The following is a 16,740-nucleotide window of genomic DNA, read 5'->3' on the forward strand; positions in this document are numbered from 1 at the left end:
GCACTTCGAGGACATCCGCAAACTGCTGGGCGTTCTCGGACGCCTCGTGGACGCCGGCAACACGGTCATCGTCATCGAGCACAACCTGGACGTCATCAAGACGGCGGACTGGGTCATCGACATGGGCCCGGAGGGCGGTACCGGTGGTGGACGGGTCGTTGCCGAAGGATCACCCGAGGTGGTCGCCGCGGTCGAGGCCAGTCACACCGGCCTGTTTCTCCGGGAGATCCTCGGGCCGAGGGTCGGCTTTGCTCCGTCCACGGTCGCCTCGTCCGTCATGTCATCGTCTGCAGTCTCCTAGGTACGGAGGAGATCAGCCAGAACGGCGTCGAGCTCTTCGGCCGAGCGTTCCGAACCCCGAGGAACCACCTGTTCTGTCGCGTCGAGGAACGCCCGCGCGGCATCCATGTCCAGCCGGACGACGGAATGTACGTCACCGGCCGTGAGGTCGAGCCGCACACAGCCGCGGTCGGGTTCCGGAGTGATCCGCACGTCGCCGCCACCCGTGGGGATGTCCAAACCGGCGCGAAGTGCGTCCCGCAGCACCACCCAGCTGCCACGCGGCAAGGCGGGATGATCCGGTCGGGAGATGAGTTCAAACGTCACAGCAAGCGGGTCGGCCCGTCGCCAGTTCACCTGCAGCACGGTCAGCCGCCCGCGGGAAGGTGCGTCATCGACGACCAACTCGGTGGTCACATCATCCACCTGCATCCGTCGTGCCTCCTTCGTCGTGCGACGCTGTGCACCGCGATATCGAGGGTGACAGCCGGTCAGGCAAGATGCCACCCGGAGCGCGTGAAGAGACTTGTTCGGGACCAGTCTGGACAAGGTCGACGCCAACCACAGGGCACCTTCCCCGGGGGTGAGGGCCCACAACTGTCGCGGGATCAACGCCTGCCCAGCCGGTTGTTCTGGCCATCGTGGCCATCGGCCGGCGAGCACCTGACGGATCATGCTTCGCACACCGCTCATGGTCTTCGAGCATGGACCCTGACATCGCCCGCCGCGCTACGCCATGACGGGTGTCCCGCCAGCTGTGAGATATGCCCAGCCACGGTCGCCGCGGGGCTTTGCTCCACCCCAGGCCATGACCACCCCACAAGCCCAAGCGCTCAGCGTGGTGAAATGGCTACGTGGAGGCGTTGTTCTGTGGCAATCCGGCGCGCCGTAGGCTCGGTTCATGGCTGATCCGGCGTCCTACCGTCCCGCGCCGGGATCAGTTCCCGAGACTCCGGGCGTGTACCGGTTCTCCGACGAGCACGGCCGCGTCGTGTACGTGGGCAAGGCGAAGAACCTTCGCGCCAGGTTGTCGAACTACTTCACCGATATACACAACCTCCACCCCCGTACCCAGCACATGGTGACGACCGCGGCGTCGGTCGACTGGACCGTGGTCTTGACGGAGGTCGAAGCGCTCCAGCTCGAGTACACGTGGATCAAGGAGTTCGATCCTCGCTTCAACGTCCGTTACCGGGACGACAAGAGCTACCCGAGCCTCGCGGTGACCCTGCACGAGGAGTTCCCCCGCCTGCAGGTCATGCGCGGTCCCAAGCGCGCCGGCGTCCGCTACTTCGGCCCGTACGCCCATGCGTGGGCCATCCGGGAGACCCTCGACCTCCTGCTACGCGTCTTCCCGGCCCGAACGTGCAGCGCAGGGGTGTTCAAACGTGCGCGCCAGATCGGTCGCCCCTGCCTGCTCGGCTACATCGACCGGTGCTCGGCACCGTGCGTGGGCCGCGTCGACGCGGCCGAACACCGGCGCATCGTCGAGGATTTCTGCGACTTCATGGCCGGGCAGACCGGCCGGTACATCCGCACCCTCGAGCGCGAGATGGCCCAGGCCGCGTCGGACCAGCGCTACGAAAGCGCTGCGCGGCTGCGCGACGACGTCGGCGCCCTGCGCCGGGCCATGGAAAAGCAGGCGGTGGTGTTGCCCGACGGCACCGACGCCGACGTCATCGCCTTCGCGCAGGACGAGCTCGAAGCCGCCGTCCAGGTCTTCTACGTGCGCGACGGCCGGGTCCGCGGCCAACGCGGCTGGGTCGTCGACAAGATCGAGGAGCGGACCACGGGGGAGCTGGTCGAGCAGTTCCTCACCCAGGAGTACCTGGCGGACGCGGCTCCCGACACCGGTACCCGTACCGGTACCGCCACGCCCGCGTCACCGGGCGCATCCGCGTCACCCGGCACGCCCGCCTCGCGCCGTGGTGCCAACGAGATTCCGCGGGAGGTGCTCGTCCCGGAGCTTCCCCCGGACCCCGACGTCGTCACCGAGCTGCTCAGCATCGCCCGCGGCAGCCGGGTCGACCTGCGGGTTCCTCGCCGCGGGGACAAGCGGACCCTGATGGAGACCGTCGAGCGTAACGCCACGCAGGCCTTCACCCTGCACCGGACGAAACGGGCCGGTGATCTGTCCGCGCGCAGCCGGGCGCTGTCAGACATCCAGGACGCCCTCGGCCTGGACGAGCCACCGCTTCGGATCGAGTCGTTCGACATCTCCAACCTGGCGGGCAGCAACGTCGTCGCGAGCATGGTCGTCTTCGAGGACGGCCTGCCCCGCAAGTCGGAGTACCGGCGGTTCGCCATCCGCGGGGTCGACGGGCAGGACGACGTCGCGAGTATGCACGAGACGATCAGCCGACGGTTCACTCGGTATCTTGCCGAACGGGCACGTACCGGTGACATCGCCGGGCTGCCGGCATCCGGCGAGTCCGGCAAGTCAGTGGACCCAGCCGACCCAGCCGACCCGGTGGACCCGGTCACGGGCCGTCCCCGGCGCTTCGCCTACCCGCCCAACCTGGTTGTCGTCGACGGCGGCCCGCCACAGGTCGCCGCAGCCCGCCGGGCCCTGGACGCACTCGGTATCGAGCGCGGCCCCGGCGGCATCGCCCTGTGCGGCCTTGCCAAGCGGCTGGAAGAGGTATGGCTACCCGGTGAGGATGATCCGGTGATTCTGCCCCGGACCAGTGAGGCGCTGTACCTGCTGCAGCGGATCCGGGACGAGGCACACCGGTTCGCGATCGCCTACCACCGCCAGAAGCGCTCCAAAGCGATGGTCCGCTCGCTTCTCGACGACGTGCCGGGGCTCGGCGAGACACGTCGAAAGACGCTGCTGGCGACGTTCGGCTCCGTTGCCCGGATACGGCGGGCGACGGTTGAGCAGATAGCCGAGGTCCCGGGCATCGGCCGGCGGACGGCCCAGGCCGTGGTGGACGCGCTCGCGGCGACCGGCCCGGGAGCGGCAGGCGCCACCCCGCCCGCGGTCGACCCGTCCACGGGGGAGATTCTTGCGGCTGACGAAACCGCGCCGGTGTCGCCACCCGCGGTGTCCGAGCGCGGATCGGGGCCATCGGGTTCCGCCACCGGGGCCGCCGCCGGGCAAGCCGGTTCCGACGCCACATCAACCTGGGGTGTTCCCACATGACCACCGCCGCGCCGCTTGACCTCGCCATCATCACCGGACTGTCCGGAGCGGGCCGCAGTACCGCGGCCAAGTGCCTGGAGGATCTCGGCTGGTTCGTCGTCGACAACCTGCCACCGGCGTTGCTGGCCACCATGACCGAACTCGGACTGCGGTCGCAGGGGGCGGTCAACCGCATCGCGGTGGTCGTCGACGTCCGCGGCCGGGCGTTCTTCTCCGATCTGCGCGCGACGCTGGACACGCTCAACGCCCGCGGCATGCAGCCACGCGTGCTCTTCCTGGAAGCGGCGGACGAGACGCTGGTCCGCAGGTTCGACCACGTCCGGCGGCCGCATCCACTGCAGGGCGAGGGCAGGGTGGTCGACGGAATCAGCCGTGAACGCGCCTTGCTCGCGGAGCTGCGCGGCGAGTCGGACCTGGTGCTCGATACCACCGATCTCAACGTCCACGAGTTGCGGGCCAAGATCGACGCCGCCTTCGGTCAACCGGGTGGAAACCGGTTGAACGCGACGGTGGTCTCCTTCGGCTACAAGTACGGCCTGCCGCTGGATGCGGACCTGGTTGCCGACTGCCGGTTCCTGCCGAACCCGCACTGGGTGGAGGCGCTACGACCGTTCACGGGCCGTGATCCAGATGTTCGTGACTACGTCCTCGCCCAGCCCGGGGCGATGGAGTTCATCAACCAGTACGCGGTGTTGCTGCGACTGGTGGGGGAGGGGTATGTGCGTGAGGGCAAGCGGTATCTGACGCTCGCGATCGGATGCACCGGCGGTAAACATCGCAGTGTAGCCATGGCCGAGCAGCTCGCCTCCCGGCTCGCCGGCGACGGCGTCGGCGTCCGGGTCGTTCACCGTGATCTGGGGCGGGAGTGACAGGTACCGGTCCCGCGGTGGTGGCCTTCGGCGGTGGCCACGGCCTGGCCGCCTCGTTGCGGGCGCTGCGGCGCATCACCCGCCACCTCACCGCGGTTGTGACTGTAGGTGACGACGGTGGATCATCGGGTCGGCTCCGCACGGAGCTGGGAGCGCTGCCCATGGGTGATCTGCGGATGGCGCTGGCCGCGCTCGCCGGTACCGACAGCTGGTCGACCACCTGGGCGGAGCTGTTCCAGCACCGGTTCGGCGGAGGAGGGCCGCTGGCCGGTCATGCCGTCGGCAATCTGGTGCTCAGCGCGCTCGCCGAGCGCCAGAGCTCTGCGGTGGACGCCCTCGATCTTGCTGCCCGGCTGCTGGGAGCCGCCGGGCGGGTGCTGCCGCTGTCGGACACGGGCATCGACATCGTTGCGGAGGTGGCCGGTCTCGACCCCCGTCAGCCGGCGGCCGTCGTCGAGGTCCGCGGCCAGGCTGCGGTGGCCACCACGTCCGGCCGGGTCCGCAGCCTCCGGCTCGAGCCCGTGACGCCCGCGGCGTGCCGGCCTGCGCTCGAAGCCGTCGAGCGGGCCGAATGGGTGGTGTTCGGCCCGGGTTCGCTCTACACCAGCGTGCTGCCTCACCTGCTGGTGCCCGAGATGACCGGCTGCCTTCTCCGTTCACCGGCTCGCCGCGTCATGGTCCTGAACCTGGCGCCGCAACCCGGTGAGACCGCCGGCTATCCGCCCGAAGCGCATCTGCGGGTCATCGAAACGCACGCGCCGGGGCTGCTGTTCGACGTCGTGATCGCTGACCGCGACGCGGTCGGTGAGCCGGGCGTACTCGCCCGTGCCGCCGCCGACCTGGGGGCTCGTCTGTACCTCGTACCGGTCGCCTACCCCGGCGAGCCACATCATGACCCCCGACGGCTCGCCGTCGCGTTCGAGGCGGTGTTCGCGAACATGGCCGGGAACGGGGCCGGGAACGTGACCGGCCTCAGACCAGGCGCCCGGTCGGGCCCGGCCACGGGGGCCACGGGGGTTTCAGACGATGCTGCGCGCCGTGACGCTGTGCGCCGTGATGCTGTGCGCCGCAACGCCGCGACCGCCGGGTCCGCCGGGTCCGCCCGTGAAGGTGTCTTCCCCGCTCATGAAGGTGCCGTCTCCGCTCATGAAGGTGAGGAATGATTCGTGTGGCCGCAATGACCGCCACCGTCAAGGACGAGCTCAGCCGGTTGCGGGTGGCGAAGCCATGTTGTCGCAGGGCGGAAATGGCCGCGCTGTTGCGCTTCGGTGGCGGGCTGCACATTGTGCGTGGCCGTATCGTCGTCGAGGCCGAACTCGACGCGGGTGCCACCGCTCGGCGGCTGCGCCGCGAGATCGCAGAGGTGTTCGGCTTCCCGTCGGGCATCGCGGTGCTCGCCGCGGGTGGGCTGCGCCGTTCCGTGCGGTACATCGTCCGGGTGGAGCGTGACGGCGAGCAGCTGGCGCGGTCGACCGGACTGCTCGACCAGCGGGGTCGCCCGGTGCGAGGGTTGCCACCACAAGTGGTGACGGGTGCTTCCTGTGATGCTGCGGCTGCGTGGCGTGGGGCGTTCCTGGCCCATGGCTCACTGACCGAGCCAGGCCGCTCATGCTCCCTGGAGATCACTTCGCCGGGGCCGGAGGCTGCGCTCGCGCTGGTCGGCGCAGCCCGTCGACTCGGTGTCGCGGCCAAGAGCCGCGAGGTGCGCGGGGTGGACCGGGTGGTGATCCGCGATGGCGACGCGATCAGCGTGCTGCTGACGAAGATCGGCGCGCATGACAGCCTGCTGGCCTGGGAGGATCGGCGGATGCGCCGCGAGGTGCGGGCGACCGCGAACCGGCTGGCGAATTTCGACGACGCCAACCTGCGCCGTTCGGCGCGCGCGGCGGTCGCGGCCGGCGCCCGGGTCCAGGCGGCGTTGAGGATCCTGGGAGATGACGCACCCGGGCATCTGCTCGCGGCCGGACGGCTGCGCCTTGAGCATGCCCAGGCATCCCTGGAGGAGCTGGGTGCGCTCGCGGAGCCGCCGCTGACCAAGGATGCGGTCGCCGGTCGCATCCGGCGGCTGCTGGCGTTGGCCGACAAGAGGGCGCATGCGCTCGGGTTGCCGAACACCGAGGCGAGCGTCTCGCCGGATCTCCTTGAGAACGCCTGAGCGATGACGTGACGGTCGCTCTCAGTTATATGGAGCATTCGGGGTGGCGCCGGCCTGTCGCCACACTTCGGGAGCCTCGCGCACGGCGACTGATCTTCTGGTATATCCTTAGCAATACTAAGTAAATAGGATATTACTGGTCCCGGCCCTGGCGGGTCGGGTAATTCCTGGAACGAACACCAGGATGGTCCGCGAGGGAACGCGGCGAGGAGGAGATATGGACAGCTTCGGCAGCACAGGTCATCTCAAGGTGGGTGACCGTAGGTATACAATCCGTCGGCTGGACGCGGTTTCCGGAGCTGACCGGTTGCCGTACAGTCTGCGCATCCTGCTGGAGAACCTGCTGCGGACCGAGGACGGCGCCAACATCACCGCCGACCACGTCACCGCGCTCGCGTCCTGGGATCCGGCCGCCACGCCGAGCCAGGAGATCCAGTTCACGCCGGCCCGCGTGATCATGCAGGATTTCACCGGGGTGCCGTGCGTGGTCGACCTCGCCGCCATGCGCGAGGCCATGGCCGCTCTCGGCGGTGATCCGACAAAGATCAACCCGCTGGCGCCGGCGGAGCTGGTGATCGACCACTCGATCATCGCGGACGTCTTCGGCCGGGCTGACGCCTTCGCCCTCAACACCGAGCTGGAGTTCGCCCGCAACCGCGAGCGCTACCAGTTCCTGCGGTGGGGCCAGGCCGCGTTCGACAACTTCACGGTCGTCCCCCCGAACACCGGGATCGTCCACCAGGTCAACCTGGAGTACCTCGCCCGGGTGATCTTCACCCGGGCGACCGCCGACGGCGTGCTCGCCTACCCCGACACCCTGGTCGGCACGGACAGCCACACCACCATGATCAACGGTCTGGGCGTGCTCGGCTGGGGTGTCGGCGGCATCGAGGCGGAGGCCGCCATGCTCGGCCAGCCGGTGAGCATGCTCATCCCGACGGTCGTCGGGTTCAAGCTCACCGGTGAGCTACCGCCCGGAACCACCGCGACCGACCTCGTCCTCACCATCACCGAGATGCTGCGCACGCACGGTGTCGTGGGCCGTTTCGTCGAGTTCTACGGCGAGGGCGTGGGCAACGTCCCGCTGGCCAACCGGGCCACGATCGGCAACATGAGCCCCGAGTACGGCTCGACCTGCGCCATCTTCCCGGTGGATGCGGAGACCCTGGCCTACCTGCGGCTGACCGGCCGTCCCAGCGAGCAGGTCGACCTCGTCGAGGCGTACACCAAGGAGCAGGGCCTCTGGCACGACCCGAGTCGCGAGCCGGTCTACACGACCACCCTCACCCTCGATCTCTCCACGATCGAGCCGTCGCTGGCCGGCCCGAAGCGCCCGCAGGACAGGGTCCCCCTGCGCACCGCCAAGGCTGCGTTCCGCACCGCGCTCGCCGACTATGCCGGTCCGGCAAAGGCAGCTGCGGGTACTTCTGGTGATCTCGAAGGACGCCCGTCCAACCCGACCCCGGTGACCCTCGCGGACGGCACCAGCTTCTCACTCGACCACGGCGCGGTCGCGATCGCGGCCATCACCTCGTGCACGAACACGTCCAACCCGCAGGTGATGGTGGGCGCGGCCATCCTCGCCCGCAACGCCGTCGACCGGGGCCTGACCCGCAAGCCCTGGGTCAAGACCACCCTGGCCCCGGGTTCCAAGGTCGTCATGGACTACTACGAGCGCGCCGGGCTCACCCCCTACCTGGACAAGCTCGGGTTCAACCTGGTCGGCTACGGGTGCACCACCTGCATCGGCAACTCCGGCCCCCTCCAGGAGGAGATCAGCCAGGGGGTGAACGCCGGCGACCTGGCGGTGGTCAGCGTGCTGTCGGGTAACCGTAACTTCGAGGGTCGGATCAACCCGGACGTCAAGATGAACTACCTGGCGTCCCCGCCGCTGGTCGTGGCCTACGCCCTCGCCGGCACGATGGACATCGACCTGGTCAACGACCCGCTGGGCACCGACACGGCGGGCAACCCGGTCTACCTGCGCGACATCTGGCCGAGCGAGGCCGAGGTGGCCGCGGTGGTCGGCGACGCGATCCGCTCGGAGATGTTCACCGAGGACTACGGCGACCTGTCCGGCGACAAGCAGTGGCAGTCGCTGCCGACCGGTGACGGAGGCGAGGTGTCCCAGACGTTTCACTGGGCACCTGACTCGACCTACGTGCGCCACCCACCGTACTTCGAGGGGATGGCGGCGACGCCGGCGCCGCGCCCGGACATCGTCGGCGCCCGCGTGCTGGCGCTGCTCGGCGACTCGGTGACCACCGACCACATCTCGCCCGCCGGATCCATCAAGCGGGAGTCACCCGCGGGCCGCTACCTCGTGGAGCACGGGGTGGAGCCGACGGACTTCAACTCCTACGGGTCCCGGCGCGGCAACCACGAGGTGATGATCCGCGGGACGTTCGCCAACATCCGGCTGCGCAACATGCTGGCTCCCGGCACCGAGGGCGGGGTCACCCGGCACCTGCCCGACGGCGAGCAGCTGGCGATCTACGACGCGGCGCAGAAGTACGCCGCCGACGGAGTGCCGCTGGTGGTCCTCGCCGGCAAGGAGTACGGTTCGGGTTCGTCGCGTGACTGGGCGGCCAAGGGTACGGCCCTGCTCGGCGTCCGAGCGGTCATCGCCGAGTCCTACGAGCGGATCCACCGCTCCAACCTGATCGGGATGGGCGTCCTGCCGCTGCAGTTCCCGACCGGGCAGTCCGCGGCGTCGCTCGGACTGACCGGCGAGGAGACGTTCACCATCGTCGGGCTCGCCGGCGTCGACGAGAAGACCCCGACGCTGCTCGTCCAGGCCGACGACAAGCGGTTCGACGCAGTCGTCCGCATCGACACGCCGGGGGAGGCCGAGTACTACCGCAACGGCGGCATCCTGCCCTACGTCCTGCGGTCACTGCTCTAAATCGAAACGATCTTTCGAGCGACGATCTTTCGAGCTTTGTGCGATCAACAACGGCCGTTTCGGCACACAAAGCTCGAAAGATCGCTATCAACGATCGCCGGCCGGCGCACCAGAGGATCTCCGCGGCCCGGCCCGCGGTCTCGTACAGCATCCGCCACAGGGTCTTCTCCCGCAGCGGGACGTCCCGACGGGTCAGCAGCCGTTCGACCGCCGGCCGGGGGCCGCCCCGCGGTGCCCGGTACCCCGTGTCAGCGCCCCTGTTGCAGAACGCCGTCGACATACGTATCCGTCCTGCGGAAGGCGATGAGGCCGGCAATCGGCTGACCGTCGGGCAGTGGCGCCGGGTACGACCACGCATGGTCCCGGTACAGCTGACCGTTGACCCGTACCGACCAGTACTCGGCGGTGCCCTTGTGTGGGCAGTGGGTGATCGTGTCGCTCGGTTCGAGCAGCTCCATCCGTATGTGCGCCTTGGGTAGGTAGTAACGCACCGGTGCACCGGTTTCGAGGAGGAGCCGGGGACCGCTCGACTCGGCGATGGTGACACCGTCGAGGTCGATGCGCAGGTGTCCGGGGTTCGGCAACGGTTCGATCCGGATGTGTTGTCCTTCGTTGTCCATGTCAGACCTCACTGTTCATCGGGGGCTGGTCATGTCGGGTGGCCGGTCCTCGGCTTGGTAGACGGTGGGTCAGTTGACGGCGGGTCAGCCGCTGGAACTGCCGGTGACCAGCGCCCGCTTACCCTGCAACTGCAGGTCCATGACTGTTCAATCCTCTTCATCGGGATGGGTACGGGGAGCAGATCTCGTATCCTCAGATGTCCGTCGCGGCGGTGGCGGCCAGGAACGCGGCGAAGGATCGGGCCGGACGGCCGGTGATCTTCTCCACGGCGTCGGTGACGGGGCTGTTGTCGATGGTGACCAGCGGGCGGATGCCGGGCAGGTTGGCCAGCAGGTCGCTGACCAGAACGTTCATATTGGATCTCCCTCCGTCCGTGAACTCGACTGTATGAATCCGGTCGCACGACGGACAATGTCCACGAACGCCGAAAACATGTCTGATCGGCTCAGAACAAGTCTCGTCGGGATATGATCAGCGGATGGATGTGCTCACGGACGTGCTTGCGGCCCTGGAGACCGGGCCGACCCTGTGCGCGCGTACCCGGGCACACGCCCCCTGGGGGCTGCGGTTCGGGGGCAACCAAGGGTTCGGGTTCCACGTCATCCTGCAGGGCACGTGCTGGCTGTCGAGCGCCGACGAGCCGCCGCGGGCACTGCGGTCAGGTGACGTGGTGCTGCTGGCCAGCGGCCAGGAGCACACGCTGGCCGACGCCCCGACCACCCCCGCTGTCACCTTCCGCCTGGACCGCGAGTGGCACGCCAAACGGATCGGTCACCAGCACGTGGCCGGGACAGCGGCCGGAGCGCAGACGGTCCTGCTGTCGGGTGCCTACCGGCTTGAACAGCGCCGGCCGCATCCGCTGCTGGCCACGCTTCCTGACCTGGTGCACCTGCCGAACCGGCGCCGGCACGGGCTGCACGCGGCGGTGGACCTGCTCGGCACCGAGGTCGAGGAGCAGGAGCCGGGCGCGGAGGCGATCGTCTCCTCGCTGGTGGACGCCCTCTTGGTCTACATCCTGCGCGCCTGGCAGGAAGACCATCCGACCGGCTGGAGCCGGGCGGTCGCCGATCCGGCGATCGGCCCCAGCCTCCACCGCATGCACCAGGATCCGGCACGATCGTGGACGGTGCAGCAGTTGGGTGCGCAGGCCGGACTCTCCCGCGCCACGTTCACCCGCCGGTTCACCGCACTGGTCGGTGAGCCACCCCTGACCTACCTCACCCGGTGGCGCCTGACCACCGCGGCCCGGATACTGCGTCAACAGGACGTGCCGCTGTCCGCCGTCGCCCACCGCGTCGGCTACACGTCCGAATTCGCCTTCGCCAAGGCCTTCAAACGGGAGTATGGTCTCGCCCCCGGCAACTACCGCCGCGTCACCGGGATCGAGGAATCCCGGTACGGGAGCTGACGCCGGGTGCCCGACGAGCCTCCGTGTGCCCGAGCTCGTCGAAGATGCGTAGGGCACGCAGCCGGACCTGCTCAGCATTCACTTCCTCGGCCTGCGCTACCTCGATACCACCGTGCTCGGCGACTACGTCGGCGAGCCGGTCACGATCCGCGGAGTACCGACGCTTCGCCGAGTTCGCCGAGTTCGCCGAGTTCGCCGAGTTCGCCGACGCGGTGCGCCGGCATGGTGCGCCGGCATGGGCGAAGCGCAACGCATGCGTCAGGTGCCGGCGGGCCAAGTGGTGCTGATGCACGTCTGGGAACTGTGGGGACGAGGGCCCGCCGGTGCCGATGCCGCCACACTTTACTGTTGCAGCCTCGCCGAACCGGCCGTCGCACAGAAGGTTCGCGATCATGTCGGCGACATCCTTGACACATCCGATCGACGCCAGAGGCGGCCGTTAGGACCGGCAGCGGTCATGATCGTAGCTACCTCATGTCGATGCCCAACACAAGGACTACATAGGACCACTGGTTGGATGTGGCTACATGTTGGGTTTGGGGGTATTGCCTACCCGTACGGGCTACCCGATATCGTTTGACACAACACGTGTACCCCCTCAGCAAAGATCAACATTCCCCCTCGAACACACGCGTCGGACCGAAACGCCCAGTCCTGCCCCGGTCCGATGTCCCCTCCGAGCAGCCAGGGGGCAGGAGCGAGGTTTCGCAGCCCTGACGGTCGTCGGCCGGGTTCTCCCCCTCAGCCGGCGCCTTGAGGCGTGCCAGCGACATCGGTTCGTGGCATGGCGCCACACTGCCTCGCAGGCGTTCGGGAAGGACGCGCGTTGCATCCACGTGGCGTGATCCGGCTCCCCGTAGACGGAGAGCAGGCCGGTCGTGGTCGCCATCGTGACCAGGCGCCCGAGAGCGCCGGTGACCATGAGCCCAACCCCTGGCATGCCCGTCTCGGCCCGCAGTCCCGGCGGGTCGCCACGATCGCCGCGGTGACGACCGGGACCCTGGCTGCATCGACGGCGGGCTTTGCCGCGACGATGCCCGGCCCGGGCGGAAACGCGACTCTTGGGCCGATGACAACTACCGCAGCCACCGTCGACAACGCCGCGATGATCGGCGGTGGCACCCACGGGGCCGCTCCCGCGGGCGCCACCGTCGACCTGGCCGCCAAGTTGGGCAATCCGGATCCGACCTTCACCACGATGTCGATCGCCGCCGATCAGGCGACGGTCGCGCCGAACGCACCCGTCGTCATCACCGTCCGCGCCATGGAGGTCGGGACCGGACGTCCCGTCGCCGACCAGCGGGTCCGTATCGCGGTGGCCAACGGCCCGCAGTGGACCACCACCGCCCAGCTACGGACCGACAGCACCGGCACCGCGACGATCAGTACCCGGCTGCTGTCGACCACGACGCTCACCGCGGTCTTCGACGGTACGAACGTCCTGCGTCCCTCGCTCGCCGGAGCGACCACTGTGACGGTGCGCAGCCCGACGGGCCCGGGAGGCGGTTCCGCAGGGGGCGCGGCGGCCGGGACCGCGCCCACGGTCGTCCCGGGCAGCTCCATCGGGGAGAAGGCCGTCTACCTCGCATCGCTGCAGCGGGGCAAGCCGTACGTGTACGGGGCCGAGGGGCCCTACGCGTTCGACTGCTCCGGCCTGGTTCAGTATGTCTTCAAACAGCTCGGGCGCTCCTTGCCGCGGACGGCCCAGCAGCAGTTCGCCGCCTCGCTCCGAGTGCCCCAGGCCGGCAAGCAGCCCGGCGACCTGATCTTCTTCGGAACCCCGGGCAATATCACCCATGTCGCGATCTACGCCGGTAACGGATACGTGTGGAGCGCCCCGGAGACCGGGCGAACAGTCTCGCTGGTGCCCATCTGGAGCTCGACGTACTACGTTGGCCGAGTGCTGTAGCGGTTGGCCGAGTGCTGTAGCGGTTGGCCGGGGGCTGCAACGGTTGACCGGGCGGGTCCGGGTGCGAAGGGGTGTCGAGGGTGACCACGGCGATCCATCCGTCCGACCGGGTACTCACGATCCCGAACGTGCTCTCCGCGCTGCGCCTGGCCGGGGTACCCGTGTTCCTGTGGCTGGCGTTGGGTCCCAAGGCTGACGGTGCGGCGCTCGCAGTACTCGCCTTCGCCGGCGTGAGCGACTATCTCGACGGCAAACTTGCCCGGGCGCTGGGGCAGACCAGCCGGCTCGGGATTCTCCTCGACCCGCTGGCGGACCGCCTGTACATCCTGGCGACGATCATTGCGCTGACGCTGCGCGAGATCGTTCCCTGGTGGTTCGCCGCGCTGCTCATCGGCCGGGACGTCGCGATCACCGGCGTCGTGCCGGTGCTGCGCCGCTTGGGCTACGGCCCCACCCTGCCCGTGCATTACCTGGGCAAGGCCGCGACGTTCAACCTGCTCTACGCCTTCCCGCTGCTGCTGCTGTCAGCGGGCGACAACTGGCTCGCCAGCGTCTCCCGTCCGCTCGGGTGGGCGTTCGCCATCTGGGGTACCGCTCTGTACTGGTGGTCCGCGATCCTCTACTGGGTACAGGTCCGCCAGCTTGCGCGGGCGGGCAGCGGTACCGAACCGCCGGTGTCGCCCGGAGCCGACCGCGGCGAGGCCGGCCGGGCAGACGCGGAGGTGGGTCGGTGAGAGCCGTCGTGATGGCGGGCGGTGAAGGAAGGCGCCTGCGCCCGATGACCGCCAATCAGCCCAAACCGCTACTCCCCGTCGTCAATCGTCCGATCATGGAGCATGTGCTGCGGCTGCTCAAACGGCACGGTTTCGATGAGACCGTGATCACGGTGCAGTTCCTCGCGGCCCACGTCCGGACCTACTTCGGTGACGGCGACGAGCTGGGTATGCACCTGTCGTACGCGACCGAGACCACACCGCTGGGGACGGCCGGCAGCGTCCGCAACGCACAGGACGCGTTGCGCGACGATCCGTTTCTGGTGATCAGTGGGGATGCGCTCACCGACATCGACCTGACCTCGCTGGTCGCCTACCACCGCAAGCAGGGTGCGCTGGTCACGATCGCGCTCAAGGCCGTCCCGAATCCCCTGGAGTTCGGGATCGTCATCACGTCCGACAACGGCCGGATCATCCGCTTCCTGGAGAAACCGACCTGGGGGCAGGTTTTCTCCGACACGGTCAACACCGGCATCTACGTGATGGAACCGGAGGTGCTCGACCACGTTCCGGTCGGAGAGTCGGTGGACTGGTCGGGGGACGTCTTCCCCCAGCTCCTGGCTGCCGGCGCGCCCCTGTTCGGCTACGTCGTGGGTGGCTACTGGGAGGATGTCGGCACCATCCCGAGCTTCCTTCGGGCCCAGGCCGATGTCCTCAACGGCCAGGTCGACGTGAAGATCGGCGGGTTCGAGGTCTCGCCGGGGGTGTGGGTCGGACGGGACGCCGACGTCCATCCGGAGGCGGTGCTCTGCGGTCCGCTGGTGATCGGTGACTACACGAAGATCGAGGCCGGTGCCGAGCTGCGTGAGTTCACCGTCATCGGCAGTAACGTCGTGGTCAAATCGGGCGCCTTCCTGCACCGGGCCGTCGTCCAGGACAACGCTCTGATCGGGTCGCTGACCAACCTGCGGGGCTGCGTGATCGGTAAGAGCACCGACGTGCTGCGGGCCGCGCGGGTCGAGGAGGGCGCGGTGGTCGGCGACGAGTGCGTGCTTGAGGAGGAGTCGTTCGTCTCCCACGACGTCATGGTGTACCCGTTCAAGACCATCGAGGCCGGCGCGGTGGTCAACACCAGCGTCATCTGGGAATCCCGGGGACAGCGCTCGCTGTTCGGCCCCCGGGGGGTGTCGGGGCTGATCAACGTCGAGATCACCCCCGAACTGGTGGTCCGCCTCGCCAGCGCCTATGCCACGACCCTGCGCAAGGGATCCACGGTGACCACGGTCCGGGATGGCTCACGGGCCGCCCGGGCGCTCAAACGGGCGATGATCAGTGCGCTCACCGCGAGCGCGATGGACGTGCGGGATCTGGAGGTCGCGCCGATGCCGGTGGCCCGCTTCGACGTCCGCGCCTCCGATGCCGCCGGCGGAATCATGGTGCGCACGACACCGGGGGACGCCGAGCGGGTGGACATCAGCTTCATGGACTCCGAGGGCAGCGATCTTTCGCTTGCCATGCAGCGCACGCTCGATCGGGTCGTCAGCCGCCAGGAATTCCGGCGGGCTTTTCCCGAAGAGATCGGGGAGCTGCGCTTCCCCGCCCGTACCGCCGATATCTACACCCGCGACCTGCTGGACCGGGTGGACACCGCCGGCCTGGCCGAAGCCAACCTCAAAATCGTGATCGATCCGGCCGGGGGAACGACCTCGTTGGTCCTGCCCACCCTGCTGGGCCGGCTCGGGGTGGACGTCCTCACCGTCAACGGCCGGCTGGACGAGACCGTCCCGGCGCAGACGCCGGACGATCGCCGCCGCGCCCTGGACCGCCTCGGCGCGCTCGTCGCCAGCTCGCGGGCTGCCGTCGGCGTCCGTTTCGACAACGTCGGTGACCGCATCACGATCGTGGATGAACGCGGCGACCTGATCGACGACGAGCGGGCGCTGCTGGTGTTCCTCGACCTTGTCGCGGCCGAGAACCGGGGAGCGCACGTCGCGCTGCCGGTCACCACCACCCGGGTCGCGGACCAGGTGAGCCGCTTCCACGGGCTGACGGTCCGGCGCACCTCACTGTCGGCCGCCGACCTCACCCGGGCCGCGAGCGAGCCGAACGTCGTGTTCGCCGCGGACGGCCGCGGGGGATTCGTGGTACCCGAGTTCGCGCCGGCGATCGACGGCCTGGCCGCGTTCGTCAGACTGGCCGCGCTGGTCGCCCGGACCCGGCTGACCCTGAGCGCGATCGACGCGCGCATCCCGGCCGTGTCCGTGCTCCGCAGATCCGTGCCGACGCCGTGGGCGGCCAAGGGCATGGTGATGCGGCGGGTGATGGAGGCGGTCGACACCGACAGCGGGTGCACCATCGACACCACCGACGGCGTTCGGGTGATCCTGCCGGACGGCTCATGGGTCCTGGTACTCCCGGACCCGGCCGAAGCCGTCACCCATCTGTGGGCCGAGGGCCGCGATGCCACCACGGCAGAGCATCTCCTGGACCACTGGAGCACCCTGTTCGTGACGGGTGACGTCACCGGCGACGTCACCGGCAAGGACCGCCGGAAACCGGATGTGTCGGATCGGGTTCCCGACCCGGGATCCGTCGGGACACCCGGTTCGCTCTCCGCAAAGCGGTACTGATCTTTTCGATGGTTCGGAACCGACGGCTGGGAGGCGATACGCAGTGTACCCGGAAGATCTGAAGTACACCACAGAGCACGAGTGGATCCGGGTGACCAGCGGCACT

General features: G+C 68.9%; 14 protein-coding genes and 1 pseudogene. 10 read left to right on the forward strand and 5 right to left on the reverse strand.

The genetic code is table 11. The features are described from left to right. Positions 1 to 301 (forward strand): hypothetical protein (locus U9979_RS11850; RefSeq protein WP_416220003.1); only part of this gene is annotated, 301 nt, incomplete at its 5' end. On the opposite strand, the gene U9979_RS11855 is transcribed toward U9979_RS11850, so the two are convergent. Beyond that, positions 298 to 711 carry an SsgA family sporulation/cell division regulator gene (locus U9979_RS11855; protein WP_322749480.1) on the reverse strand — a complete coding sequence of 138 codons (414 nt, stop codon included), beginning with the start codon at positions 709 to 711 and terminating at the stop codon, positions 298 to 300. The two genes, U9979_RS11850 and U9979_RS11855, sit on opposite strands and share 4 nt — an antisense overlap. A gap of 469 nt (positions 712 to 1,180) precedes the next feature. On the opposite strand from U9979_RS11855, the gene uvrC reads away from it, so the two are divergent. The 5 genes from uvrC to acnA all read left to right on the forward strand — a co-directional run bounded on the left by uvrC (position 1,181) and on the right by acnA (position 9,353). Continuing rightward, on the forward strand, positions 1,181 to 3,424 hold the full coding sequence (gene uvrC / locus U9979_RS11860) for an excinuclease ABC subunit UvrC (protein ID WP_322779433.1): 2,244 nt from the start codon (positions 1,181 to 1,183) through the stop codon (positions 3,422 to 3,424). Further along, the gene (rapZ, locus tag U9979_RS11865) at positions 3,421 to 4,293 is read left to right on the forward strand and encodes an RNase adapter RapZ (RefSeq protein ID WP_322766494.1); all 873 of its coding nucleotides are present in this window, start codon (positions 3,421 to 3,423) and stop codon (positions 4,291 to 4,293) included. The genes uvrC and rapZ overlap by 4 nt, the downstream gene beginning before the upstream one ends. Then, on the forward strand, positions 4,290 to 5,456 hold the full coding sequence (locus tag U9979_RS11870) for a uridine diphosphate-N-acetylglucosamine-binding protein YvcK (RefSeq protein WP_322779434.1): 1,167 nt from the start codon (positions 4,290 to 4,292) through the stop codon (positions 5,454 to 5,456). Before rapZ ends, U9979_RS11870 begins: the two co-directional genes overlap by 4 nt. Continuing rightward, positions 5,453 to 6,448, forward strand: a complete 996-nt coding sequence (whiA, locus tag U9979_RS11875; protein ID WP_322752507.1) for a DNA-binding protein WhiA — start codon at positions 5,453 to 5,455, stop codon at positions 6,446 to 6,448. The genes U9979_RS11870 and whiA overlap by 4 nt, the downstream gene beginning before the upstream one ends. Before the next feature lie 217 nt (positions 6,449 to 6,665). Then, positions 6,666 to 9,353: an aconitate hydratase AcnA gene (gene acnA / locus U9979_RS11880; protein ID WP_322751999.1), complete on the forward strand. Its 2,688-nt coding sequence runs from the start codon at positions 6,666 to 6,668 to the stop codon at positions 9,351 to 9,353. A 112-nt stretch (positions 9,354 to 9,465) separates the two neighbouring features. Here acnA and U9979_RS25190 read toward each other — a convergent pair. The 3 genes and pseudogenes from U9979_RS25190 to U9979_RS11890 form a co-directional block, all read right to left on the reverse strand. Further along, positions 9,466 to 9,564 (reverse strand): annotated as a pseudogene (locus U9979_RS25190) (site-specific integrase); the annotation flags it as partial. Between the two features lie 37 nt (positions 9,565 to 9,601). Further along, entirely contained in the window at positions 9,602 to 9,973 is a 372-nt protein-coding gene (locus tag U9979_RS11885) for a DUF427 domain-containing protein (RefSeq protein ID WP_322751047.1), read from the reverse strand. A gap of 193 nt (positions 9,974 to 10,166) precedes the next feature. Beyond that, entirely contained in the window at positions 10,167 to 10,328 is a 162-nt protein-coding gene (locus tag U9979_RS11890) for a hypothetical protein (protein WP_322779435.1), read from the reverse strand. Between the two features lie 124 nt (positions 10,329 to 10,452). Between U9979_RS11890 and U9979_RS11895 the strand changes: the two genes are divergently transcribed. Then, positions 10,453 to 11,382 carry an AraC family transcriptional regulator gene (locus U9979_RS11895; RefSeq protein ID WP_322779436.1) on the forward strand — a complete coding sequence of 310 codons (930 nt, stop codon included), beginning with the start codon at positions 10,453 to 10,455 and terminating at the stop codon, positions 11,380 to 11,382. On the opposite strand, the gene U9979_RS11900 is transcribed toward U9979_RS11895, so the two are convergent. After that, positions 11,348 to 11,776 (reverse strand): hypothetical protein, encoded by a 429-nt coding sequence (locus tag U9979_RS11900; RefSeq protein ID WP_322779437.1) that lies wholly within the window; start codon positions 11,774 to 11,776, stop codon positions 11,348 to 11,350. The two genes, U9979_RS11895 and U9979_RS11900, sit on opposite strands and share 35 nt — an antisense overlap. A gap of 432 nt (positions 11,777 to 12,208) precedes the next feature. On the opposite strand from U9979_RS11900, the gene U9979_RS11905 reads away from it, so the two are divergent. The 3 genes from U9979_RS11905 (at position 12,209) to U9979_RS11915 (ending at position 16,634) form a co-directional block, all read left to right on the forward strand. Further along, on the forward strand, positions 12,209 to 13,291 hold the full coding sequence (locus tag U9979_RS11905) for a C40 family peptidase (protein ID WP_322751041.1): 1,083 nt from the start codon (positions 12,209 to 12,211) through the stop codon (positions 13,289 to 13,291). 80 nt (positions 13,292 to 13,371) lie between these two features. Further along, complete coding sequence (locus U9979_RS11910) at positions 13,372 to 14,025, forward strand: CDP-alcohol phosphatidyltransferase family protein (RefSeq protein WP_322751040.1); 654 nt, start codon at positions 13,372 to 13,374, stop codon at positions 14,023 to 14,025. A gap of 11 nt (positions 14,026 to 14,036) precedes the next feature. Continuing rightward, positions 14,037 to 16,634, forward strand: a complete 2,598-nt coding sequence (locus U9979_RS11915) for a mannose-1-phosphate guanyltransferase (RefSeq protein ID WP_322779458.1) — start codon at positions 14,037 to 14,039, stop codon at positions 16,632 to 16,634. The last annotated feature ends 106 nt before the right edge of the window (positions 16,635 to 16,740 follow it).

This window comes from Protofrankia sp. Cas4, from assembly GCF_963555915.1.
Taxonomy (GTDB): Bacteria; Actinomycetota; Actinomycetes; order Frankiales; family Frankiaceae; genus Protofrankia.